At 58.1% G+C, this 24,385-nt stretch carries 15 protein-coding genes; 7 read left to right on the top strand and 8 right to left on the bottom strand.

Features of this window, described 5'->3' with window-relative positions; translation table 11 throughout:
• Positions 1-12: 12 nt before the first annotated feature.
• Positions 13-810 (top strand): hypothetical protein, encoded by a 798-nt coding sequence (locus LOC68_RS19590; RefSeq protein ID WP_230221872.1) that lies wholly within the window; start codon positions 13-15, stop codon positions 808-810.
• Positions 810-1,802, top strand: a complete 993-nt coding sequence (locus LOC68_RS19585; RefSeq protein ID WP_230221870.1) for an HTTM domain-containing protein — start codon at positions 810-812, stop codon at positions 1,800-1,802. The genes LOC68_RS19590 and LOC68_RS19585 overlap by 1 nt, the downstream gene beginning before the upstream one ends.
• Here LOC68_RS19585 and LOC68_RS19580 read toward each other — a convergent pair.
• On the bottom strand, positions 1,741-2,601 hold the full coding sequence (locus tag LOC68_RS19580) for a class I SAM-dependent methyltransferase (RefSeq protein WP_230221868.1): 861 nt from the start codon (positions 2,599-2,601) through the stop codon (positions 1,741-1,743). The two genes, LOC68_RS19585 and LOC68_RS19580, sit on opposite strands and share 62 nt — an antisense overlap.
• Before the next feature lie 233 nt (positions 2,602-2,834).
• On the opposite strand from LOC68_RS19580, the gene LOC68_RS19575 reads away from it, so the two are divergent.
• The 3 genes from LOC68_RS19575 (at position 2,835) to LOC68_RS19565 (ending at position 5,845) form a co-directional block, all read left to right on the top strand.
• Positions 2,835-3,581 (top strand): DUF1223 domain-containing protein, encoded by a 747-nt coding sequence (locus LOC68_RS19575; protein ID WP_230221867.1) that lies wholly within the window; start codon positions 2,835-2,837, stop codon positions 3,579-3,581.
• A gap of 79 nt (positions 3,582-3,660) precedes the next feature.
• Positions 3,661-4,989 (top strand): sulfatase-like hydrolase/transferase, encoded by a 1,329-nt coding sequence (locus LOC68_RS19570; RefSeq protein WP_230221865.1) that lies wholly within the window; start codon positions 3,661-3,663, stop codon positions 4,987-4,989.
• A gap of 118 nt (positions 4,990-5,107) precedes the next feature.
• Positions 5,108-5,845, top strand: coding sequence for a peroxiredoxin-like family protein (locus LOC68_RS19565; protein WP_390623386.1), 738 nt, complete (start codon positions 5,108-5,110; stop codon positions 5,843-5,845).
• A gap of 82 nt (positions 5,846-5,927) precedes the next feature.
• Here the strand turns inward: LOC68_RS19565 and LOC68_RS19560 are convergent, their stop codons facing one another.
• The 3 genes from LOC68_RS19560 to LOC68_RS19550 form a co-directional block, all read right to left on the bottom strand.
• A complete protein-coding gene (locus LOC68_RS19560; RefSeq protein ID WP_230221863.1) occupies positions 5,928-8,144 on the bottom strand; it encodes a caspase family protein in 2,217 nt (738 codons plus the stop codon).
• An 87-nt stretch (positions 8,145-8,231) separates the two neighbouring features.
• Positions 8,232-8,945, bottom strand: a complete 714-nt coding sequence (locus LOC68_RS19555) for a hypothetical protein (protein WP_230221861.1) — start codon at positions 8,943-8,945, stop codon at positions 8,232-8,234.
• A gap of 336 nt (positions 8,946-9,281) precedes the next feature.
• Positions 9,282-10,148 (bottom strand): GntR family transcriptional regulator, encoded by an 867-nt coding sequence (locus LOC68_RS19550; RefSeq protein ID WP_230221859.1) that lies wholly within the window; start codon positions 10,146-10,148, stop codon positions 9,282-9,284.
• Between the two features lie 239 nt (positions 10,149-10,387).
• Between LOC68_RS19550 and dgoD the strand changes: the two genes are divergently transcribed.
• The gene (dgoD, locus tag LOC68_RS19545; protein WP_230221858.1) at positions 10,388-11,566 is read left to right on the top strand and encodes a galactonate dehydratase; all 1,179 of its coding nucleotides are present in this window, start codon (positions 10,388-10,390) and stop codon (positions 11,564-11,566) included.
• 24 nt (positions 11,567-11,590) lie between these two features.
• On the top strand, positions 11,591-13,027 hold the full coding sequence (locus LOC68_RS19540) for an alkaline ceramidase (RefSeq protein WP_230221856.1): 1,437 nt from the start codon (positions 11,591-11,593) through the stop codon (positions 13,025-13,027).
• A gap of 91 nt (positions 13,028-13,118) precedes the next feature.
• On the opposite strand, the gene LOC68_RS19535 is transcribed toward LOC68_RS19540, so the two are convergent.
• From LOC68_RS19535 to LOC68_RS19520, 4 genes are all read right to left on the bottom strand, one after another.
• Positions 13,119-15,017, bottom strand: a complete 1,899-nt coding sequence (locus LOC68_RS19535; protein ID WP_230221854.1) for a potassium transporter Kup — start codon at positions 15,015-15,017, stop codon at positions 13,119-13,121.
• A 138-nt stretch (positions 15,018-15,155) separates the two neighbouring features.
• Positions 15,156-18,734 carry a protein kinase domain-containing protein gene (locus tag LOC68_RS19530; RefSeq protein WP_230221852.1) on the bottom strand — a complete coding sequence of 1,193 codons (3,579 nt, stop codon included), beginning with the start codon at positions 18,732-18,734 and terminating at the stop codon, positions 15,156-15,158.
• Positions 18,735-18,806: 72 nt separating this feature from the next.
• Entirely contained in the window at positions 18,807-23,951 is a 5,145-nt protein-coding gene (locus LOC68_RS19525; RefSeq protein ID WP_230221850.1) for a protein kinase domain-containing protein, read from the bottom strand.
• On the bottom strand, positions 23,948-24,385 hold the full coding sequence (locus tag LOC68_RS19520; RefSeq protein WP_230221849.1) for a hypothetical protein: 438 nt from the start codon (positions 24,383-24,385) through the stop codon (positions 23,948-23,950). Before LOC68_RS19520 ends, LOC68_RS19525 begins: the two co-directional genes overlap by 4 nt.

The following is a 24,385-nucleotide window of genomic DNA, read 5'->3' as shown; positions in this document are numbered from 1 at the left end:
GAGTCCACCGCGATGTCGTACACGCAAAATCTTTGGCGATGCGGATGCAGCGTCGCACTCGGCTCGTTTATCGTTTGGCAATTGTTTTACCTCACCGTCGCCAACAGTCTCGAAACGCTCGAAGTCGTCACGCTTCGCTATCCCGAGACTTCATCGGCCATCACCAAGGCGCTGGACGAGAGTCGCGCCGGCCACCGTTCGGCGCTCGGCGGACTTTCGTCCCTCGTCTATGCCGTCGACAAGTATGGCCAGGTTACCGAACAACCGCAGCGCTGGTCGCTGTTCGCACCCAACATCAATGATCAAACCACTTTCCTCGCTTGCGAGTTCCGCTGGAACGATAGCGATCAATCGACCTGGCTGCTGTCGGACAACGAACCGAGCGACGCGTCGAGCTATCTTCGCTACGCCGGCAATCGGATTCGCAGCATCGAACAAAACCTGACTCTCACCTTTGCATTCGAGCCAGGCGAATCGGAAGCCGACGCTCGCCAGCGTTGGGCTGAACAGATCCATGACAAACTCGCGACCGATTTCGACATCCTGATGGTCTGGGCGTCGCTTCGCGTCGAAGAGTTTCAAGCCGATTATCCCTACGTCGCCACGCCGGACGAAGTGATCCTGCATGTTCGTGGCTTTGAAATTGGCGCCCCGGGCCGTGAGGCCGACCAGACTTCCCTCCCTTACTGCATGGCGATCGCTCGCTGGCAGCCTGCCGTTGATTATCCCCGCGAGTGCCTGCCGCTCGAAGCGTACGACCCTGTTACCGAACAATTCGTCTATCAAACCTGGCCGTCGGAGTCTGAATAATGAACCCTGCCACCGAATCCTCGTCCCGCGTCGTGGGCGTTACCCCTTGGCTCCCTCGTCCGCTGTCTAACTCGAAGTGGTGGACCGCTCCGATCTCGGCCCAGTATTACGCCATGCTCCGAATCGGCGTCGCCGCCGTGCTGCTGGTCGATCAACTGGTCACGATGCTGCCGCAACTTTCGGTCTTGTACGGGCGCGGCAGTACCGGCGATCCGCAAATCTACAGCTGGTTCTTCGATCGTCCGCAACTGCACTGGTCGCTGCTGCAAAATGTCAGCGATCCCCAAGCGGTCACGTTGATCTTTTACTTTTGGATCGCGGCGACCATCGGCCTGCTGATTGGCTGGAACACGCGAATCTGTGCAATCGCCGTTTGGGCCTTGTCGATTTCGTTCACCAACTTGAACATGTACGCGATCAACGCCGGCGATCATATCCATGGCATGTTGCTGCTCTACGTGATGCTGACTCCGTGCGGCGCGGTCTGGTCGATTGACGCATTACGCTCGACGACGTCGACCGACAAGCAAGTCAGCCTGCTCGCTTCTCCTTGGGCGCTGCGACTGCTGCTGATTCAGTTCGCGTTCATGTATGGCGCGAGCGGGCTTTGCAAAGCCTCTGGCTACAACTGGCCGGCCGGGAATAGCCTGTACTATGTGATGCGAGACCTGAGCCTGACCCGCTTCTCGGCCGATCTGTTGCCGCTTCCCTATTGGATGACGCAGTTGGCGACCTGGAGCGTGCTCGTTTGGGAAGCCGGATTTCCGCTACTGATCCTGTTCCGCCGGACGCGCGTCTGGGCCCTGTGGTTTGGCGTCTCGATGCACCTGGGGATATTCGTCACGATGGAGCTTGGCTGCTTCCCACTTTACCTGTTGGCCGCGTACGTCCCGTTGATCATGTACGAGTACCAGGCCAGCGCCGAGCGAACTAGCCAAACCGATAGCGAAGCAGTCGACCAAACCGCCTTAGCGGCGGCGCCAACTGCGTAAGATTGGCGAGCGTCCTCATCGGCCACGAGATCCGCGTCATCTGACGCGGATCGAGGCCGCTCTCTTCGGCAACAAGCGACAGACGTGGGACTTGCGACTCGAGCGACCGTGAATCTCCCAATCCCCACCGAAGTCGAGCGCCGGTCGCTTGGATCGACGGCAGAAAGTTAAGCGTCTTCACCCCTAGCCGACTGTAGGCGTCAAACGCGATCTCCCCTTGCTCAAAATACTCTGTGATTTGGCGAAACAACTCCGGCACCGCCGCCGCCGGCAAGTAGGGAAGCACCCCTTCGGCGACCACAAGGGTCGGCCGGTCGCGCGGCGCCGCGTCTAACCAATCGGAATCGAGAATCGAAGCCCCGATCACGCGACAACCTTCTCGCTCGGCGAAGATCCGCTGGCGAAGCGCAATCACTTCAGGAAAATCAACTTCAAACCACGCGACCTCCTCGGACGGGTCGACGCGTAAAATGCGACTATCCAAGCCGCAACCGAGATGAAGAATGGTCGCGTCCGGATGCCGCACGAGAAAGTCGCGCGTCCAATCGTCCAACGTCTTGGAACGAATCGCGACGCTGATCATCCCATCGCGAGTGACGCGCAGTTTGGGAAAGTCGTAGTCGAGTCGCTCGATCACGCCGACCGCATGATGATCTTGGAGCAGCGAATCGCTCAGGCGGCTCTCTTCGGCCTTGCCGTACAACGTGATCAGCAGCGTTTCCCGCTCCTGCGTCAGCTGAATCGATTCCTTTGCGGTCACTCTGGCGCCTTCATGTTCGTCGCCGATTTGCCTCTCCATGTTCCATTCTTGGGAAAAGGGGGCGTTGCTCCAAGAGGGCGCTGTGGCCGAATTGCGGCAAAACCTTGCGATCTCGCGGCGATTTCGTCCGCTGGCTCACCGATTTTCTCGATTTACATCGCCAGAATAGTAAGATTGCGATAGCCTTAACGCCCAATCGCTCCACTTTTCGCTCTTCGCAAAAGGCCCCTCGGATGTCGACTCTTCGTATCTCGCGCCGTATGGCGCTTCGTATGGCTGCCGTACTGACAGCCGGTTGCAGCGCCCCGATGAATGAATCGCTGCTTGGCGAAGAAGAGTCAGCGGACCAAGGGGGCTTCGCCTTGATCGAACTGTACACCTCGCAAGGGTGCAACAGTTGTCCGAGCGCCGATCAAAATCTGGTTCGCATCGATCGAATCGCTCGCGAGCGGAAATTGCCGATCTACACGCTCTCATTCCATGTCGACTACTGGAACTACCTTGGCTGGGAAGATCCCTTCAGCGACGCCGCCTATTCGCAGCGACAACGACGGTACGCCCAAGCGTTCAACTCCGATCGCGTTTACACGCCGCAGATGATCGTCAACGGGCGAGTCGAATTCGTCGGCTCGAATACCGCCAACGCCGATCGAGCGATCCGCGCCGGTCTCGATAGCCGACCGACGACGACGCTGGCCATCAAGCTCGCCGCCCAGCAAGGCGTCTGCGTCGTCTCGTGGAACGCCGCCAACCTGGCGGAACAAGACGTTCTCCAACTGGCCCTCGTCCAAAAGCAGGCCTCCCGCGACGTCACCGCCGGCGAAAACAACGGCCGCACCCTTTCGCACGTCAACGTCGTCCGGAAGCTGCAAACCGTCGCTACTCCGGCCGCCAAAGGTCAGGCGCAACTCCCCCTTCCGCTGCAAGCGAAGCTGGCCGACTATCACCTCATCGCGTTCGTCCAATCGGGGGCAGATCTAAAAATCGGCGCCGCGACCCAGGCCGAATTTGCAACTTAGCGAAGTCGGAGGAGGCAGGCCTCGTTTCCCTCAACTAGAATAGAGCCTTTCTCCCCCTTCCCTTCGCTTGAGTCCTGCCATGCGTAACAGCCTGTCGCTCGCTTGTCTGACGCTTCTTCTGGCGCCGTTGTCGCTGCTGGCCGCCGAAACGAAGCGACCCAACATCATCCTGATCATGGCCGACGACATCGGCTACGAGTGTTTTGGCTGCTATGGTTCCAAGCAGTACCAAACGCCGAACATTGATCGGATGGCGGCCGGGGGGATGCGGTTTACGCATTGCTATTCGCAACCTCTATGCACGCCGAGCCGCGTCAAGCTGATGACTGGACTGGTCAACGCGCGGAACTACTCCGCCTTTTCGGTTCTCAATCGCGATCAGTACACCTTCGGGCATCTGCTGAAAGAGGCCGGATATCGCAACATGATCGCCGGCAAGTGGCAATTGTATGGGTCCGACAACTACGCACAGCAGTTCCGGGCCAAAGGAACGCTCCCCGGCGAGGCCGGCTTCGACCAATGGTGCTTATGGCAAGTCGATAAGCTAGGCGAGCGCTACGACGGACCGCTGCTGAACATCAACGGTGAGAACAAACAGTTTGAAAACTCGAAATACGGGCCCGACATCTGCGTCGACCACATTCTAGAGTTCATCGATCAAAAATCAGATCAGCCTTTCTTCGTTTACTACCCGATGATTCTTGTCCACGATCCGTTCGTGCCGACGCCCGACAGCAAGAAGCGCGATCGCAAGGCCAAACAGCGAAACTTTGAAGATATGGTCGCCTACATGGACAAGCTGGTCGGCAAGATTGTCGACCATGTCGAACAAAGCGGTCTGGCCGACAACACGTTGATCCTGTTCGTCGGCGACAACGGGACAAACGCTCCGATCGTCTCGGAGCTGAACGGCGAGAAGATCAAAGGAGGGAAAGGAAAAACGACCGACGCCGGCATGCGAGTCCCGTTGGTCGGCTATTGGCCCGGCCACATTCCGGCCGACAAAACGTGCGACGACCTGGTCGACTTCTCCGACTTCTTTCCGACCTTCGCCGACTTCGCTGGCGTCGCGCTCCCCGGAAAAGTCGACGGGCAAACCTTTCAGCCGCAACTGTTAGGCAAGCCCGGCACGCCGCGCGAGTGGTTCTACTGCTACTACAATCCGCGTCCCGAAAAGACGAAACCGGTTCGCTTCGTTCGAGACCAGCGATGGAAGCTGTATGACGATGGCCGATTGATCGACGTCGCCAACGACGTGCTCGAAAAGCATCCAATCGCCGATCTTGATGCGACGCCGGGCGCCAAAGAAGCGCACGTCAAGTTAGCCGCCGCACTCAAGTCGATGCCGAAAGAAGGCGCCACGCTGCTGAAATACCCAACAGGGCCCGCCGTGTCGGCGAAAAAATGAAATCGAGAAGAACTTTTCGGCGGATGTAGCGCAGCGTACCGAGCCCAATTCCGCCGCTGCGTAAAGTTCCTTCTAGTTGAACTTCCCCCTCAACCATTCCGTCGAAGGAACCCCTGTCATGCGCAAACTTGCGTACGCTGGTTGCTTGATGTTGGCAGCCACGTTTGTTCATGCGGCGATGGGCCAAGAGAGCCAGCCGCAGACGCTCCAACAACAGCTGAAGCAAAAATCGGAGGAAGCGGGCAAACGTTTTCCGCCGGAGATGCTGAAGACGATGCGCGACGCCGTGCAAACGGTTCGCGATACCGGCATCGAAAAATCGGCCAAGCAAGTTAGCGACGCTGCAATCGACGCTGAGTTGACCGGCTGGAACGGCAAGACCGTCAAGCTGAGCGACGCGTGGAGCGAAGGCCCGGTCGTCCTGATGTGGTATCGCGGCGGATGGTGCCCTTACTGCAATTTGCAGCTTCGCGCCATGCAGAAAGAGCTGAAAGCGATCGAAGGCGCCGGAGCAAAGCTGATTGTGCTGACGCCGGAACTTCCCGAAAAGGCGAAAGAGACGGCCGAAGCGAACGACGTCGACTTTGTGGCGCTCTATGACAAAGAGAACGGCCTCGCTCGCAAGTACGGACTCGTCTTCGCGCTACCCGATCCGATTCTCCCGCTCTATCGCGATCGATTGAAGCTGGCCGAAGTGAACGGCAGCGACGCGATGGAACTGCCGCTGTCAGCCACCTATGTAATCGACACCAAGGGGAAGATCCGCTATGCGTTTCTGGACGCCGACTACACCCAACGAGCCGAACCGGCCGATGTGGTCGCCGCAGTCAAGCAGGTAGCCGGCGAGAAGAAGTAGTCGCCGCGAGACCTCCTGATAACCTCTCAAAGAAAAAAGGGAAGCTGCGTCAGGCGCGGCTTCCCCTTTTTATACTGTCGTTTTACGGCTTCTTCTTGTCGACCAAGATCCAGCTTTGCGTGACGATCGTCGGCGCTGAACCATCTTGCACGCCGACTCCGCGAAAGCGACTACCGGTCGCAATCGTCGCGAGCAGCGCTTCCATCGGCGATTTCGGTTCACTCGGCACATCACGCATGATTGCTCCGTCTGCCGACAGCGGTAGCTGCTGTAGGACGTCATAGTTAGGCGCCGACTTCGAGTCCCCCACAGGATCACCAAAGACGATCAGTCCTTCTTGTCCGATTGAACCTCCCCCCTCGGTCGTCAACTGCAAGACAAGGGGCCGTAGCGACATTCGCGGCCGAACTTGGCGCGGTGCGATTACCTGGCGAATTCCCATGTTGGCGTCAAGATAATACGCACTAATCCAAATGTTTCGCGGACTGTCGTTCTTGAGCACGAACGAGAGAACTTCTCCATCGTTGATCACGCTTTTGTTCATCACAACGCCGGTCGTATCGGTTGGAGACGCCAACAACGTCGTCGTGACCTCCACCAATTGCTTGGCGTCGCCGCCGGTCCCAGAACCGCCGGCGACCTTCCACAGGTTTTCCCACGCGAACAACCTCGGCAAGTCACGGTTTAATTCTCCGGTCAACTTCTCCGGATCGGTCGCATAGTTTCCGTAGACGCGATGCAGGATCGCGGAAGTCTCGTCGTCCCTCGAACGATCTTCTGGCAGTGCTGCGTCTCCATGCACCAACAGAATTCGATCTCCCGTCGGCTTCGTCAAACCCCAACGGACCGCTTCGCTCGGCGTAACGCGACGGAGGCTCCACGGCGCATCTTCCCGGTTATTGCTGAGCGAAATCTCAGCGCGAACTTCTTCGCTCAATTTCGGAAACAGCCCGACGACCATGGGATCGTCGGCGAACAGTTTCAGACGAAAATCTCCATATTCGCGATAGACGAGTTTGCACCGCGCCCCATCGGGAAGCGGGTCGGTCGGTGCAGGAGCCCCTTCCCAGCCGCACGGTACGACCTGCGATTTGGCCGGTTGCAGCGCGGCAATTTTCACATGCCCCACGACCCCGGCAATGGGATCTTCCACGGTCAGAATCGAACCAACCGTCACGCCATGTAAGGAGCCTGCCGCGATCGAATACTCCCCGTCCTCCGCATGCAGCAGCAAGTCGCCGTGAATCGGCCATTGCATCAATCCTAAGACTTCGCGATCCAGACTTCCCTGTGCGAACGGCGTCGGAAAACGCGAGCCGCGGGCCGCACGATACTGCCCCGACAACGCATGGGCCAAACTCCGATACGACATCGGCGCGCGGCGCTGACGCAAGGTCTGAACCAGCGAATAGCTGAGGAGGCTGTAGCAGTTCTCGGGCAGGTTTTCGGCGCCGGCAGGCAACGGCAATTCGACCGCGCACTCGAACGGCTGAGCCGCAAAGAACGCGACCAGGTCGCCGACGCCGGACGCCGAAGCTTCGACGAATTCCTCATCGGCTGACAATTGTTCTTTCTGGGCGACTTCCGCTTTAACTTTGGCGGCGGCGGCAGCGAACTTCTCCGCCGGAATGCCGGTACGGTCATGCGGAACGAAGCGGCTCTTTTCGACTCCGTCGATCGCGCGGGTCATCGTGCCGGAGAAGCAGCAGTCGAATACCACGAACACCGACGCCCCCTTGGCCCGAATCTGATCAAGTTTTTGGCCAATGACGTTGTCGACCAGCGCGTTTTCGATCTCGCCGGAACCGGGACGCGCGTCGGCCGGTAGGAAAACTTCGTCGTAGCCGTCTTCTTCGGGATTTTCGGGATCGTACGGATCTTGATCGTCCGCAATCGGCTGCTGCGTTCCATGCCCGCTGAGCAGAATAAAAATGTGCGAATTGGAATCGGCGACCTCGGCGAGATGATCGAATTTACGAAGGATATTTCGCCGCGTCGGCGACTTCTCCGTATCGTCCGCTTTTCCCGTCAAAACGGTGACGTTCGCTTCCGGAAAGCCAAAGCCCTCCCCTTCCTTGCCGGTCAGCAGTTCGCGCCAGATCCGCACGTCGTTCGATGGGCCACGCAATGTGGGGAACGCTTGCGAATCCGGGTATTCGGTGCAACCGACGAGCAAGGCGTATCGACGATCTGAGGAAACGTCGGTCGTATCTTGTCCGTACGCGAAAACGCCGCAACAAGCGACCGTCAGAAACAAGCAGGAGCAGATCATCGGTCGCCAAGGAATGGGATTGAACATCGATCTTGTCCCTATTACGGAAAAAATAGCGGCGACGAACAAGTTCGTCGCCGCCAGATCAGTTCGTATTGATCGCTGAGAAAGCGACTAGCGGATGTACCACGTGTAGCTGTGACGATGCCCTTCCGAGCAGTCGGCGCTGACCAAGTGACCTTCTTCGACGCAGTAAGCTTCGAGCTCGGTGTGGTAGTCGTGATTATGCACGTGGAAACAAGCGGCTTGTCCTTCGTGAACAACGCCGAGGTAGCGACCGCCGGCATAGACGCGGACGCATTCGCCGCACTGGTTGTAAACGGTCAGGCGACCGAACAGTTGTTTGGTCTGTTCACCTTTGGCGATCGCTTCAGCGTCTTGTTTCGCTTCTTCTTCGCGGACCTTGGCGTCTTCGATCGCTTCCGTCAGTTCCTTCTTGACGGCGTCATCCGACACCATCAATTTGACCGCTTCCAGTTCAGTCGAAACGCCGCGGAGCTTCGCCAGACGAATCGCGTCGGACATCACTTCATCCGAAGTGACCGACGCCTTTTTGCCTGACACCTGCTCGGCAACAGCTAGGCTACGGGAACAAATCGCCAAGCCTGCCGGATCGGGAGCCAAACGAGCATCATGGATCGAATGTCCCAGGGATCCCAAAAACTCGAGCGGAACGCCGAATTCCTTCGTGAAATTGACGTAACACGCACGGCAGACGCACTGATGCGCCTGAGCTTTTTCACTAGTGATTACCTTGTCATCGGCCCGTACCGCCGACGCCAAAGTGACGACCAACAAAGCGACGCTAAACAAACGAATCATCGACATAGCAAAGTCTCCCCCGAGTTTGTCGTCCGTTATTTGTGAAATGGGCGTCGGACGAACTCGCCCAGTTTTCCATCCCTATGGAAACAATTAACCCCCTAACTTTGACTAGTCCATCTCGTGCGGTTCACGATAGAGAACCCATCAAGCAATGTCAATTTTTTTAGGCGGCTCTAACCCAACAAGCGGCAACGGCGCGCAGAACCGGACAACGAAGCGGAAAAAATTTTTTGCACGTTGTTACCTAGCGAACGACTCGCACTGAAATCGAAAAGTCGATGGGCACGCTTTGAAGAGAGAGAAAGCGCACGAAGGTAGAAGACAGCGTTCCGAGTTACCTTACGATTCGGTCTTCGGCCGAATCTTACTCAACACCGGGTGGTTGTTCTGAATGTGATAAGAGAGAGCGTTTCGCGCAGCGGGCCAGTCTTTCGCAAGCAGCGCATTCAGAATCGCTTGGTGCTGTTCAACCGTTTCGATCGCCGCGTCACGATCGAGTTCTTCCCAGTTGAACAGGATATCGTAGTAACGACCTTGTCGTTGAAAGAAGTCTTGAATGTAGACGTTATCCCCCTTTTCGATGATGTAGGCGTGTAGCGTGTTGTCGATTTTCGGCAAGTCGTTCTCAGAAGCCGGCAGAATATTGCCGGCCAAGATCTTCCGCAGGTCGTCCTCGATTAGATGCGGCTGAGCCAGCTCGAGCGCCTTTAGTTCAAGCAGTTCCCGAACTTCCAAAAACGCTTGAAGGTCTTTCTGCCGAAAGGGTCGCAATCGCCAGCCGCGCCGCGGAATATGCTCGATCAACCCGGCGCCGGCCAATCGATTGAAGATGATCCGCAAGGCCGAGCGGCTGATGCCGTACTGCTTGGCGGTCGCTTCTTCTCGCAAGTCGATCGCTTCACCGTCCAAGCTGAGCCGAACCAAATTGTTGGCGATCACTTCGTACATATCTTGCGGCGGCGCCGGCAACGCCGCGTCGCTAATCTTTGACGATCGTTTTCGCGTCGCTTTGGGAGTCAGCCGACGATCTTCCCCCTTTTCGAGATAGCCCTGCTTGATCAACTGATCGACCGCCGAGCGGACCGGCGAGAAACTTACTTCGTAGAAATCGGCGAGCGACTCCAGCGTCAACTGAACCGGCAGTTCCTCGTCGGAGGAAAGCCGCGCTTTGAGATCTTCGTAAATGTAAGTCGTGATCGACATCATACGTGGGGGGAATTCGCGTTTCGCTAGACCTTCAATCTCTCACATCTATCCAGCCACATGGTAAGCACCCTGACGAATATCGGCCACCGCCCCGAAGTGGAATGAATCAAGCTTGCCGGAAAGGCGCCCAGGCCCAATATTATTGACATTGGCGCCATTCGCAACTAACTTTTCGTCAAGGGAGTCTTACAGCTTTGTCGTTGTCGCGACGTTCTAAGGAGCGATATTCTCAAAAGCGTATGAAAATCAAACGCGTCGAAACCTTGATTTGCCACGCGCGGATGCGCAATTGGGTCTTCGTAAAAGTCACGACCGATCAGCCTGGTCTCGTTGGTTGGGGAGAAGCGACTCTTGAGTGGCATACCCGCAGCGTCGTCGGCGCCGTCGAAGACCTGGCGCAGCTTCTCGTCGGGCAAGACCCGACCCGCATCGAATATCTCTGGCAGATGATGTGGCGGCAGCACTTTTGGCACGGGACCGGGATCGTTCGCGCTACGGCGATTGCCGGCGTCGATCTCGCCCTCTGGGACATCCTCGGCAAAGTGCACGGAGTCCCTTGCCATCAACTCTGGGGAGGTCCCGTTCGCGACAAGATCCGGCTCTACTCCCATCTCGGCGGCGGCAAGATGGAAGACTTTTACGAGACGCCGGTCGACAACGCGAAGCGGTTCGCCGAACTCGCGATCGATGCGGTCGAACATGGTTATTCCGCTTTCAAGTCGATGGCGGTTCCCCCGACGATGCCGATCGAAGGAAACAAGCCGGTACGAGCCGCAGCCGCGTGCGTCGAAGCGATGCGGGAAGCGGTCGGCCCCGACGTCGACATCATGGTAGATTGCCACGCCAGACCATCACCGGCAATGGGGATGCAGTTCGCCAAAGCGCTGGAGCCATACGACCTCTACTTCCTGGAAGAGCCCTGCTGGCCCGAGTCGCTTGAGGGATTAGCCAAGATCAACGCCGCCGTTGCGACTCCGATCGCGACCGGCGAACGACTCAATCATTTGGCGGCGTTTCGCGATCTGTTCGCCGCCGGCGGCTGCGAGATCTGCCAGCTCGACATCACCCACTGCGGCGGTTTGAGCGAAGCGCGGCGGATTGCGGCCGTGGCCGAAGCGTATCGCATCGCCCTGGCGCCCCACAATCCGCAAGGTCCCGTTAGCACCGCCGCTTCGCTGGAGTTCGGTTTTTCGCAGCCAAGCTACGTCATTTGCGAATCGGTGCAGAACGACGTACCTTGGCGGTACGACGTGGTCGACGAAGGTTTTCAGATTGATCCGAAGACGCAAACCGTCACGCCGAACGAGCGTCCCGGGCTGGGGATCAACATAAACGAAGAAGAAATCAAGCGACACCCGTTTGAGCAAGAGTTGCTGCAACGGGTATTCTACGAAGACGGCAGCGTCGGCGATTGGTAATTCGCACGCACGGAAAGCAAACCGATGACCTCCTCTCCCACTCCTCCCTTCCAATATGCCCATGCTGGCTGGTCAGGATGCGCCGGCTTGGCGACCGCCGACATTACGCCGCCGCTCGGCGTTTACTCTCGCTGTTGGGGCGCCGCCGAACATGACGTCGCCACTGCGATTCATCGCCCGCTGATCTTGACGGCGCTAGCGCTGCGCGCAGATGAGAACTCACCGCCGCTGGTGCTGGTCGACGCCGATCTCGGTTGGTGGCAAACGCTGGAAACGTTTCAGCAGCTTCAAACGACGGTGCTGCAAGAGTTCTCGCTCGCGCCGGAACAGTTTCTCTTCGGCCTCGCGCACAATCACGCATCACCGCCGCTGGCCGAGCTTGATCCTGGTCTGCCTGGTCAGACGCTGCAGCAACAGTGGCTCGAAGATTTGCAGGCGACGTTAATTCGTACGATCCGCGCCGCCCTCGATAACACGTTCGCCGCGACGCTTGATTGGCAGACCGGGCGCTGCAGCCTGGCGACCAATCGAGACTTGATTGATCCGAACGTCAGCACCGATCGCGTCTTGTGCGGTTTCAATCCAACGGCCCAAGCGGACGACACGCTGCTGGTCGGCCGGTTGACTGATAACGTCGGGGCATTGCGCGGCGTTCTGGTCAATTACGCCTGCCATCCGACGACGCTTGCCTGGGAGAACCATGCGATCTCACCCGACTATCTCGGCGCGATGCGCGAGCTGATCGCACAGCAAACCGGCGCGACGGCTTTGTTCCTGCAAGGCGCCTCCGGCGACCTGGCGCCCCGTTATCAATATGTGGCCGACACGGAAACGGTCGATCGGCATGGCCGACAACTCGCCTACGCCGCACTGGCGACGCTCGAAAACATGGAGCCGCCGGGAACGAATCTCGTCTATCGAGAGGTGGTCGAGTCCGGCGCTTCGCTCGCCGTTTGGCGCCATGAGCCCGCGACTCCCAGTTCGCAACTGACGGCGATCGAGTCGAGCGTCGAAGTTCCCCTGAAAGATTGGCCTTCCGCCGCCGAGTTTGAACGACAACGAGCCGCTTGCACCAATCGCGCGATCGCCGAACGATTGCGCCGCAAACGGGACATTCGCCGTTCGCTGGGGGATGAAGACACCTACTCGCTACCGATCTGGGCCTGGCGAATCGGAGACGCGATTCTCATCGGCAGCATGGCCGAATCGTATTCGATCTTGCAGCTTGAGCTTCGCCGCCGCTTTCCCAAGCAAACGATCATCTGCGTGAACCTGCTAAACGGCTCGGTCGGTTATCTGCCTCCGGCGCCTCTCTACCACATCGACATCTATCCCGTAACGCAAACGCCGTTCGATCTGGGCGCCCTGGAAGAGACGATCGAAGCGATGTCGCAAGTGGTGCGACAGCTGACTTCGCCGACAAACGCGAATCGCCTGCTCCAAAAGGTGTTGTCCTGGTAGCGCATTGGCACGTGAGCCGACAGGAAGCTCGTCTCGCAGAGGCGTTCCGCATTCCCTCGCTTACGCAGCAGGCCAGTAGCGGGCACGGCGATTACAGCTCGACTTGCGAACCGATTTCGATCACCTGGTCCGGCGGCAGATAGAAGTAGGCGGTCGCCGGCTGAGCGTTGCGCGCCATCCAGGCGAACAGCCGTTCGCGCCACATCGCCATTCCCGGTCGCTCCGTCGCCAGCAGACGTTCGGTTCCCAGGAAGTACGTGACGTCTTCCCCTTGAAGATTCAGCTGGTCGGTCGGAATTGTCGCCAGGGTGAGAGGAATATGGGGCGAATCCATAAAGCCGTAGCTGATCTGGATGCGGAAAAACCCTTCGCCGATTTCCTCAAACTCAACCCGCTTCGCCAATCGCACATGCGGAACGCTGGCGGTGGTGACGGTCAAGAAGACGACTTGCTCGTGCAGCACCTTGTTGTGACGGACGTTCCGCCGCAGCGCTGGCGGCGTGCCGACAGGATTGCCGGTCATGAACACCGCAATCCCCGGAACGCGGCGGGGAGGATCGTTCATCAGGTCGGCGATGAAAAGCTCGACCGAGAGGGCCCGTTCGCGAATCCGCCGCGCGAGGAGTCGTTGTCCCGACATCCAAGTCGACATCAGCGTGTAGGCGGCGCCAGCTACCAACAGCGGAAACCACCCGCCGTTAGAAATCTTGAAGAGGTTCGCTCCCAGGAACGAAAGATCGACGACCAGGAAGATCCCCGAAACCGTCAGCGCCAGCGGCAGCGGCCAATTCCACCGCATGCGCGTCAGCAGGAAAAAGAGGACCGTGGTGATCACCATTGTGATCGTTACGGCGACGCCGTACGCCGCGGCCAGGTTGTTCGAGGAACGAAAGCCGAGCACTAACCCGATGCACGCGAACATCAGCGTCCAGTTGATCAGGGGGATGTAGATTTGACCAATTTGCTCTGCCGACGTATGGCGAATCGTCGTGCGGGGGCTATAGCCAAGCTGAATCGCTTGCAGCGTCAGCGAATAGGCGCCGGTGATCACCGCTTGCGACGCAATCACCGTAGCGATGGTCGACAACAAGACCAGTGGATAGAGCGCCCAGCCAGGCGCCATCAGATAGAACGGATTGACGGCGCCTTCCGGATTGCGAAGCAGAAACGCCCCTTGGCCAAAGTAGTTCAGCAGTAACGACGGCAGCACGACGTAATACCAACTGATGCGAATCGGCTGTTTGCCGAAGTGCCCCATGTCGGCGTAGAGCGCTTCCCCACCGGTCACGACCAAAAAGACCGACCCCAAAACTAAATAGCCGGCAAGTCCGTTCTCCGAAAGCATCCGAATCGCATAGACCGGATTGATCGCGGTCAGCACTTGCGGAGCCTGAATCAGCTGGAAGATGCCCATGCCAGCCAAGACGGCGAACCAAATCATCATGACCGGCCCAAACACCGTTCCCACGCTGGCGGTGCCCCGTTTTTGAAACAGGAACAACCCGATCAGAATGGCGATGGTAATTGGCTCGACGAAGTGATCGAGCGCCGGCGTCGCGACCTCGATCCCTTCGACGGCGCTCAAGACCGAAATCGCCGGAGTGATCATTCCGTCGGCGTAAAGCAACGAACCGCCGAGCAGACCCAGGGTGAAGATGACCCAGCGTCGATATTCGTTTTGCGTGTCATTGGAAGAAACAAGCGCCGCCAGCGCCAGAATCCCCCCTTCTCCTTCGTTGTCGGCTTGCAGGATGAAGATGAGGTATTTGGTCGAAATGACGATCGCCAGCGCCCAGAAGATCAGCGAAAGGACGCCGAGGACATGATCATGCGACGCAGCGACCGCGTGTTCCGCCTGAAAGCATTCCCGCATCGCGTAGAGAGGACTCGTACCGATGTCGCCGTAAACGACCCCCAGCGCAACCAGCGACAACTTGGCCCATGAGCCCTTGTGTTCGTCTTTGTCAGTCGACGCTTGTTCGTCCGTCATCGGCATGCTTCCGGCAGGTCCCCGTAACGCTCCTCCCCAAAAGAATTCTTAACTGTAGCACGCAGAAGAAGTTCGGGCAGCACGAGTTCTGGGGGGCGCGACTCCGAGAAACTGCCAAACACTCGAAAGTGGCGCGATTTACGGATCGGGATATTCCTCTCCCCATTCGATCACGGGGTACAGCCATTTCAAGTGAGGCATCACATCGTTCGCTAACGGCGTCACTCCCTTGTTACTATTCGTGCCGGGCATTTCCACGACCAAGAAGGCTTCCCGGCCATACCAATTATCGGGCTGCTTCGCCTGCCACTCCGGCAAGAATCTCAATGGGCGGTTTCGTTCATCCCTCCAAGGATCATTACCGCTGGGACGCCAGCCGGCCGTCCAGATCGGTTTTCGCGCGGCAATCTCGGCAATGGCCGCCGATTCTTCCGGAGACGAAATCGTCAATAGTCTCCCTTGCAGCCGGCGCGCCAGTTTTTGAGATTCAATCAGATTCATCCGATTAGGGGAAAGGAAATACGTGCGTCCGTTCCACGTCGAGCATTGATTTGCAATCTCGTCAGGCGGCCGATCGGCGACAGGATAGAACGGGGTTCCCCAATCGTGCGCCAACGAGACTCCCTGCCCCCCTTCCAAAGGCCTGACCCGCAACGAGTGTATCTCGTAGCTGGAATCGTACATGAGTAGTGCGAGCGCACATTCCATCGGCAAAGCCCACTGCGGCGAATTGGACAACTGATCTGATGTCCCATGCCAATCCAGGATCTCTTGATCATTCAAACGAGCTGAGATCGCAACATCGGATGACGCGCCCACGTTCACCCGCAACGCCAATTGATAACGACGCCCATTGACAATCATAACCCCCTGAGCGAATGCGCTTGATGAAGCGGGGTAATCTCGCAACTCCAGGCCGTCAACCATCCGAAGTCCGCTGCCGAGCGGCCCCCCGTGAAACCCGGACATGACCAGGGCGCAGGAAGACTCGTTGATCGGCAAATGAACGCCGAGAGCATCGTCTCCTTCGAGCCGGGTAAACTCCATTTCCAACTCGTAACTTCCGTTCAGCGCGTAAGGGACCATAAGCCGCGAGTTCATCGTTCGCAGTCCGATAACGCTATCGCCGTTCCGCCCCCAACTCCCCGTGATCGCATGATCAGGGAACTTAACCAGCGACAGCGCATCGATCCATGGACGGTCCAGCGCCGCGCCGGCGGCGCCGGGAGGCGGTACGGACTCCGACGTCGTGACGCCAGCGTCCAACTCCTGGATTTCAATATTGCGAAATCGAATCGCGGCGTCCTTTACCGGAAAGAAGTTGACAAACGCAATCGCTCCCGCCCCCAACGGCTTCGGATCGATTCCCTCGCTCACCTTGCGGCCATCAACGTAGACCGCCATTTTGCCGCCGATCGCTTCTAATTCAAACTGGAACCAACGATTCGGCTGGACGACGCGTTGGCTGTTTTTGGCCGCGTACGAAGTCAATTTGTACCCAGCGACGCGAAACACAGTTCCGATGGTGTCATGTTGCTGATTGGTGGGAATGTGGAGTTCGAATTCGTAGCGTGAGTCTCTCAGTACCCAACCGTCGTAGGCAAACGTCTTTGGATCATACGAATCGGTCGCCGTCCGCACCGAGATTCCGGAATTGACCCCTTCTGCAAGATACGCCTCCATCCGCAAACGAAAATCCTGATAGTCATGTCGATCCGAAACAAGTGCGGTAGTAGCGTCGGTCCCATTCAACTCGCCGTTTGCGACAAACCACTTTTTAGTCCCCGCGGATTGCGTCCAACCAGTGAGGTCCTTTCCATTGAAGATTGACTTCCACTGGCCAGGCGCCTCCGCGGCGCTTTCCGTTATTGCCGGCGCACTTTCCGCTGGCGTCGAAGCTGCCGGCATTTCGGCGACAACTGGCGTAGCGTCTGCGGTTGTTGCATCGACCGCGAGTTGCTCGCCCATCTTCCGCTTTTCTTCGACAGTCGCCCATTCAAGATGCAGCGGCGTCCGCTCGCCGCTGGCGATCGTGAATTCGGCGACGTCGGCCGTCATCCCCTCGCCGTCGGTTTCCACAACGCGATAGCGTCCCGCCGGCAAGGCGGCGATCTGCTGCGAACTGATCAGCTTGATTTTGGTCGGCTTGTTCGTCTTGGCGTTAATCAGTTCCAATTCGTGGTCGCGCAGATGGGCGACGAAGTCGTCATCCGCTATCGAGATCGCCAGGCTGCCGGAAGACGCGGTCATGGGGAGTAAATTCCAGCCGATCGCGGCGAGCAAAACCAGCGCTACGCAAGCCAGGGCGCCGTACAACATCGGTCGCCGACGCGGCGGCACAATCTCCAACGTTTCGGCCAGCAGACTTGTGCCGATTCTCGGCAGCATCTCGATCAGGCCCGTCGGCGCCGTATCGGCTTTGGCGGCCGGAACGAGAACCGACGGCGCATTACGAACGGCCGGCAACGATTTGACTTGCGGTTGTAGTCGCTGCAGGTCGTCGATCAATTCGGCGGCTGAGAGATATCGCTCCATCGGTCGCTTCGCCATGCATCGCTGATAGATTCGTTCCAGCGACAGCGGAATATCGCTTCGGAATGCCGACAATCGCGGCGGCTCTTGCTCTCGATGCGCCAGCAATTTGGTGATCAGCGTATCTCCTTCAAAGGGAGGCTGCCCCGTGAGAATATAGTAAAGGGTACAGCCGAGGCTATAGATATCGGCTTGCGGCGTGACCGACTTCGAGCTAATCGCTTGTTCCGGCGCCATGAAGTCGGCGGTCCCCATCACCATTCCATCCTGCGTCAAGCTCGCTTTCTCGGCGTTCGGCTGTCGCAGTCGGGCGATTCCCATGTCCAGAATCTTGACCGTCCCATCACCATCCAGCAGCAAGTTCGCCGGCTTGATGTCGCGATGCACCAGGCCGACGCCGTGGGCGTATTCCAAACCGCTCGCCGCTTGGAGGACGCAATCGATCGCTTGGGACGGAGCGAGAGGACCTTCGCTCCGAACGACGCTCTGCAGATCGCTGCCGGCGACGTATTCCATCACGAAAAAGTGGAGCCCTTCCGCCTCGTCGGCGTCATAGGCGCGAACGATGTTCCGATGATGCAGCTGCGCGGCGACTTGCATCTCTTGATTGAAACGATCGATCGCGTGGGGCTGCGACATCAAGTCTCGCGGCAGGACTTTGAGCGCTACGATACGATCCATACGCCGGTGTCGCGCCCTGTAGACCTGCCCCATTCCCCCTTCGCCCAGCTTGTCGAGGATCATGTAGCGTCCCAGGATCAAGCCGCGCGTCGTTCCATGCGCGATCGCGCGGAGCTGAAATCTCGTCAGCAACTCCGAATCCAGCAGGTAGGCGGACAATCGGTAGACGTTGGCGGCGTGCGGAGTTTCAAACGCCGCCGCCAGGACTTCGGGCGAAAGGAGCTCGGATTTCTCCAGATTCTCGCGAAGCGAAGCCAATTGCACGCCGTCTGGCAACAGCATGCCGGTTTGCAGCGTCTCGCGTTGCGGCAACTCAATTTGCGATTCGCCGTCAACCTCTCGCCCCAGCCAGGCGACCTTGCCCAAGCGATCGATATGCCGCTGCAACCGCCGTGCGAGTTGAGGATCTCCGCCAGCAAGTTGCTGAAGATCGACGGCGCGGCCCGCCGACGCTTCCTCTTCCCATTGAATCAATAGGTCCAAGATGCGTGCGTCAATCGTCATCGAACAAAGCGACTCTCGATAGGAACACGTAAAAGGGAAAACTACGCTCGCCGCTCCGAACGTCAACGGCGACTACCTCTTCATGATTTCCACCCGTTTGATCGTCAGACTCCCTTTCTTCAACTGAATCCCGATCGCCCCGGACGGCGTTTGGCTCCAAGCGATGCCGGAAGCCATCGCCCCGTTGACGTCGATCCAGCGACCGCCGGGTCGCGTGCGAAATCGCAACTCAAAATCTTGTTCGTACGGAATACTCACCTTCGTCTTCCCCGACTCACGGGCGGCGAAGTTGAGTCCTTGATAGCCAACCGAGATCGCATTCTGGTCGTCCCGAATCGACGAAGTGATCGCGAAGTTATCCTGCTTTTCAAAGACGAAGTACGCTTCGGTCCCTTTCGACGCCGAAACGACGAACCGAACGTCGACGGCGCCCCAATCGGTCTTCTTGGTCAGGACGGTCGTGTCCGGTTCGTTCATCTGCAAATAGCCGTCAAGATCGCGAAAGACGCTAGTGCTGGGGGTGACGTCCCATTCGTCCAGTTGCACTATCATGTTCCCTTGCTGCGGATCGAGGTCCGCCAGTCGCGGCTCGCTCACATATGTTCGCGGCGTCTGCGCGGCGGGGTACTCTTCTCCCCATTCGATCAACACTGTCAAGGAACGATTGGCGTCAATATCCATGTATTTCGTTCGTCCCGCTTCCCATGGCGACGGCGGCACGCTGCAGAACGCCATGAACTGCTCAAGCGGCCGACTGTCGTACCCGCCGCCGGCATCCCACGTTCCGAAGTAGGAAAGTCGGCGGTTTCGCTCGTCATACCATTCATTTGCTACGTTTCGCCGCCATGCGGCGGTCCAGATCGTGTCGTTAGGCAGAATTCGCCTTATCGCGTCTCCCTCTTCCGGCGACGAAACCAGCAGTAACCGGCCATTCATTGCAACGGCCAATCGTTGGGCACGATCGAGTTTCATTCGTTCCGGCGAATGATAGTAATAGCGACCATTCCAAAGTTCGCAATCGCCGATCACCGCAGCCGGCGGCCGATCCGCCACTTTCGAATAGGACGATTTCCAGTCTCCCTGAAGCGGCTTTCCCTCGCCATCGCCCAGATGGCGCAGCTTGAGCGAATGAAACTCGGCCGACGTTTGGTTCACGTAAAGTCCCAGCACATCGGGATGCGGAAAAACGATCCCCGGAGTTTGCGAAAGCTGTTGAGTAACGCCGGTCCAGTGCGCAATTCGCTTGCCGTCCAAAGCAACGGAAAGTTGAACTCGATCTTCAGGTTTCAATTGAACCGATATCTCCAGTTTGTACTTTTTGCCGTTCACCATGTCGACATTCCACTGAGACAGCCCCGTCGACGGATTCAAACGATTCAGATGTATTCCGTCGACTGCCTGAAAGCCGCGCAATGGTCCGCTGCTCGACGACAATACGAAGTTGCACGTAGCCGAACCGATCGGCAAGTGAAGCGCAATTCCCTTGTCCCCATCCAGGCGAGTGACCTCCGTTTCCAATTCGTAACTTCCGGTCACCTCGTACGGAAGGATCAACTGTCCTCGGCCTCCGCCGATGCCGATCACGCTGCCGTCGCGCTGACGCCACGTGCCGTTCAACTCATGATCCGGCAGTTCTACCAACGACAATAGATCGACCCACGGCGAACTGGCCGGCAACGCGAAGTCGGTCGTGCTGCTGGCGGCTTCGTTCAAATCGCGGACTCGCAAGTTGCGAAACGCCACACGACCGGTGTGTCGCTGCAAGCCGATATGGCCGGTCGCATGTTGGCGGCTCAACTGATGCGTCATCACCATCGCGTCGTTGATGTAGACGGTCGCCGTCTTCCCGTCGAACGACACACGCACTTTGCGCCACGGGGTCTTCTGCGCAGCCATCAAAATGGTAGCGGGAGCAAGACCATACAAGCTGCCGGTACGGCGCAGGGGGGAAAGACCGCGGAATTGCGGAGCGTCGTCGTCCAGCAATTGGATTTCCAGGAACTCAGCCCCGAGCGGGGACTTGGTCGGATCGCCGTCCAGAAAGATACCGCTATTGCCGCCGGCCCCCAACGAATACTCGAATTCCAATTCGTAAGCGTCATACGGCTGCTCCAACATCAGCCAGCCGGCGTCTTGGTACGATTCTCCATCCGCGACAATCTGCTGGTCCTCGACGCGCCAACCGGGCGGGCCCTGAACTTGCCAACCGGTAAGATCGCGGCCGTTAAATATCGACTGCCAACCATTTCCGCTGGCGACCGTGTCAGCGGACGGAGGCGAACCGCCGCTCGGGTCTTCTTCGCCCCACTCGATGATCGCGAAGCAAGCCGCATGAGCGGGGTAGTCGTTCCAGCCAAATTGATCCGCCGACGGATAGTACCCGCCGAGGAAGAATTCGGAATTGGAGGTCGTATTGTCCGGCTGCCCTGGCGCCCACCGTCCTTGGAACGTCATTTTGCGACCACGATCATCGCGCCAACCGGCCGTGCGCATATTGCGCCATCCTGACATCCAGAAGTTTTGCCCCTTGGTATGCTCAAAAATGAACGCTTGCTCCGCTTCCGAAGAAATCGTCAACAAACGCCCGTGGTAACGTTTTGCGATTCGCTGCGCGTCAGGCAAGTTCACTTTTTCGGCCGAGATGTAATACGACTTCCCATTCCACTTCAAGCACCACGGATCAAGATACGACGGTGCTTCGTTCGCAACCGGAAAGAAGGGATAGCCCCAGTCGTCTCCGAGTTGCCGTCCCTCTCCATTCTGCAAATGCTGCAGACGGAATGAATGAATTTCGGTGGGGGAGGAAAACAAAAAGATGCCGGGCGCCTGGACCAGCGGAAATATCGTTTCCGCATCGTTGATCAGCGACTGATTGTCGCCGGTCCAGTCGAGATAAGGAACGTCGTCCAGCGCAACGCGGATATTGGTTTCGAAGGGGGAGACCGCTTTCACTTGCACGAGCACTTTGTGCCGCTTGCCATTGGCAATTGCAGGCCCGGCCTTGACCGAATCGGCGAATTGCGGCTGTCGATCCAGGTTGTTGTCGTTGATTTTCCGCAGCCCGTTGAGTCTTCCCTGCCAACCGGAAAGGAGGAAGTCGCACGACGTGTCGGCAACCGGCAAATGCAAGCCGACCGCTTCATCTCCGCTCGACCGGGTGAACTCCATTTCCAACAGGTAGTCCCCTTTGATCGCGTAGGGCGCCATCACACGTCGATGGATGCCGCTGTTACCGACCAAGGAAGTTCCGCTTCGGGACCAATCGCCGAAAATGACGTGATCCGGCAGTTGGATCTGCGATAACAGATCAACCCAAGTCCCATTGGGAACCTCGATCTCCGGCAGCGACGATGCGGCGATCGGCGGCGCAGTCGACGCTGATTTCTCCTCCCCGCTCTTCCCGTCCGCAGGCGCAGCGGGCATCTCTTCGGTTTCGCCGTTCTTCACGATCGCAGTTGGATCGGGCGTCGGCGGCTCCCAATAGATGCGAACTTGCGAATCTTCGCCGTTGCTGATCGTCAACCGGCTAGAGTCGGTCTTGATGCCAGAAGTCGACTCCAAGACAAACCGGTAGTCGCCCGGCGTTAGAGATTGATCCAGTTCCGTCGAATTCAACATGATGTCGGTCGACTTGTTGGTCTTTTCGTTGACGATCGTCACAACCTGATCACGCAAATGGGCGACGAGATCATCATCAGAAATCGAGATCGACAGATTGCCGGCGCCTGGCCCTTGGAACAAAAAGCCCATTCCGAAGTATCCGCCGATCAGCAGCAGAACAAGACCGACAATTCCCAAAAAGATAACGCCGAATCGATCGGGAAGCCGGAGTTTCGTTCTCAACTCGGTGACCAACGAACGCGCCGGAGAGACGGCCAAATTTGTTCCGACGTAGGCTTGCGTTTCCAGCACGCCGGTGGGAGACGTTTCCAGCTCCGCTTCCGGTCGTTGCAAACCGATCGGCGCCATGGCGCCAGACGCTTGCGGCCCTAGTTTTTCGAGATCGGCAATCAACTCGGTAGCGTTTGCGTAGCGATGATCGGGGCGCTTCGCCATGCACTTTTGGTAGATCAACTCCAAGCCGGCGGGAATGTCTTTGCGCAACCCTTGCAGCTTTGGCGGCAACACGTCGCGATGCGCCAGCAACTTCGCCATCAGCGTCTCGCCGGTAAACGGCGGACGACGCGTCAGCAGAAAGTAGAGCGAGCATCCCAAGCTATAAATGTCGGCGCGGCCGTCGACCGACTTGGCGTCGATCGCTTGCTCGGGCGCCATGTAGTCGATCGTCCCCATCACGACGCCATTTTGCGTCAGGTTCGTATCATCGCTCCCTTCCATGCGGGCGATCCCCATATCGAGGATTTTGACCACGCCGCTATCGTCCAACAGCAAGTTAGCCGGCTTGATGTCGCGGTGAACTAGTCCGACGCTGTGGGCGTACTCCAAACCGCGTGCAGCCTGGGTGACGCAATCAATCGCCTGGCTGACCGAGAGGGGGCCGTCACGGCGAACGATCGAGCTCAGGTCTTTCCCGTTGACGAATTCCATCACCAGGAAATGAAGCCCTTCCGCTTCGTCCGCGTCAAATGCGGTGACGATATTCGGATGGCTCAGCTGCGACGCGACTTGCACTTCTTGATTGAAGCGGGCCACGCCGTCCGCTTTCGACATCGACTCGCGCGGAAGCACCTTCAGCGCCACCTCGCGATCCATACGGCTGTGCCAGGCTCGATAGACCTGACCCATTCCCCCTTCGCCGATCTTGTCGAGAATCACGTAGCGGCCCAACTTCAAACCGCGCGTCTTGCCATGCGCGATCGCGCGCAATTGAAACCGCGTTAATAGCGACGCTTCCAGCAGTTGGCTGCTGAGTTGCCAGGCGTTCTTCGGAGCGCGAACCCGCAACAACTCGTTCAGTTTCTCGGGGTCGACGATCTCCGCCTTGGAGAGATTCGCTTGCAGCTGGATCAGATCGACCCCGTCAGGCAGCAATAACGAATCGCCCAGCGATTGCATCGACGGCAGATTGGGACTTGGCTGGCCATCGTCATTCTGATTCAACCATGCCAGCCGTTTCAGCGCGGCAATATGGCGGTCAAGCGCTTCCGCCAAATCAGGTCGTTCAGCAGTGAGCGCAGTCACATCGAGCGGCCGTCCTTCAGCGGTCGCTTCTTCCCATTGCAGGAGAAGATCCAGGATGTTCTGGTCGATTTTCATGGATTCGCATCAAACGACGGGCGACGGAACTTTCCTTCAACGCAACGACTGCGAGCCATCTTACTGGACCGCGACTTAGCGACTTGCCCCATCCTCCCTTCGCCCAGATTGTCGAGGATGACGTAACGCCCCTGTTTTGATCCGTGCGTTCGCCGATGCGCGGCCAGCCGCATTTGAAACCGGATCGGCAAGTCAATATCGAGCAGCCGCTGACTTAGCTGGGTTGCATTGGGGAAAGGCAACGGCTGTTGGATGTTGGCCTTGCTCTCTTGCTTGAGCCAGGCGACTCGATCGAGCGCGACCAGATGGCGTTTGAGCCGTTGTTCTAGATTGGCGTCCCCGGCGGCCAATTGGCGAATGTCGGACTTCTTTCCTTTCGCCGACATTTCCTCCCACTGAAGCAGCAAATCCAACACTTGCTCATCGATCGTCAT

Origin of the sequence: Blastopirellula sediminis (genome assembly GCF_020966755.1) — a bacterium.
In the GTDB taxonomy this organism is placed as follows: Bacteria; Planctomycetota; Planctomycetia; order Pirellulales; family Pirellulaceae; genus Blastopirellula; species Blastopirellula sediminis.
This window is presented reverse-complemented; position numbering and strand designations above follow the sequence as displayed.

Bases quoted from the DNA above. Each gene is read 5' to 3' on its own strand.
- dgoD (WP_230221858.1), top strand. From the start codon at position 10,388: ATGAAAATCAAACGCGTCGAAACCTTGATTTGCCACGCGCGGATGCGC.
- LOC68_RS19525 (WP_230221850.1), bottom strand. From the start codon at position 23,951: ATGAAAATCGACCAGAACATCCTGGATCTTCTCCTGCAATGGGAAGAA.
- LOC68_RS19575 (WP_230221867.1), top strand. From the start codon at position 2,835: ATGGCTGCCGTACTGACAGCCGGTTGCAGCGCCCCGATGAATGAATCG.
- LOC68_RS19555 (WP_230221861.1), bottom strand. From the start codon at position 8,945: ATGTCGATGATTCGTTTGTTTAGCGTCGCTTTGTTGGTCGTCACTTTG.
- LOC68_RS19580 (WP_230221868.1), bottom strand. From the start codon at position 2,601: ATGGAGAGGCAAATCGGCGACGAACATGAAGGCGCCAGAGTGACCGCA.
- LOC68_RS19590 (WP_230221872.1), top strand. From the start codon at position 13: ATGTCGTACACGCAAAATCTTTGGCGATGCGGATGCAGCGTCGCACTC.
- LOC68_RS19585 (WP_230221870.1), top strand. From the start codon at position 810: ATGAACCCTGCCACCGAATCCTCGTCCCGCGTCGTGGGCGTTACCCCT.
- LOC68_RS19520 (WP_230221849.1), bottom strand. From the start codon at position 24,385: ATGACGATCGATGAGCAAGTGTTGGATTTGCTGCTTCAGTGGGAGGAA.
- LOC68_RS19565 (WP_390623386.1), top strand. From the start codon at position 5,108: ATGCGCAAACTTGCGTACGCTGGTTGCTTGATGTTGGCAGCCACGTTT.
- LOC68_RS19535 (WP_230221854.1), bottom strand. From the start codon at position 15,017: ATGACGGACGAACAAGCGTCGACTGACAAAGACGAACACAAGGGCTCA.
- LOC68_RS19570 (WP_230221865.1), top strand. From the start codon at position 3,661: ATGCGTAACAGCCTGTCGCTCGCTTGTCTGACGCTTCTTCTGGCGCCG.
- LOC68_RS19560 (WP_230221863.1), bottom strand. From the start codon at position 8,144: ATGTTCAATCCCATTCCTTGGCGACCGATGATCTGCTCCTGCTTGTTT.
- LOC68_RS19530 (WP_230221852.1), bottom strand. From the start codon at position 18,734: ATGACGATTGACGCACGCATCTTGGACCTATTGATTCAATGGGAAGAG.
- LOC68_RS19540 (WP_230221856.1), top strand. From the start codon at position 11,591: ATGACCTCCTCTCCCACTCCTCCCTTCCAATATGCCCATGCTGGCTGG.
- LOC68_RS19550 (WP_230221859.1), bottom strand. From the start codon at position 10,148: ATGATGTCGATCACGACTTACATTTACGAAGATCTCAAAGCGCGGCTT.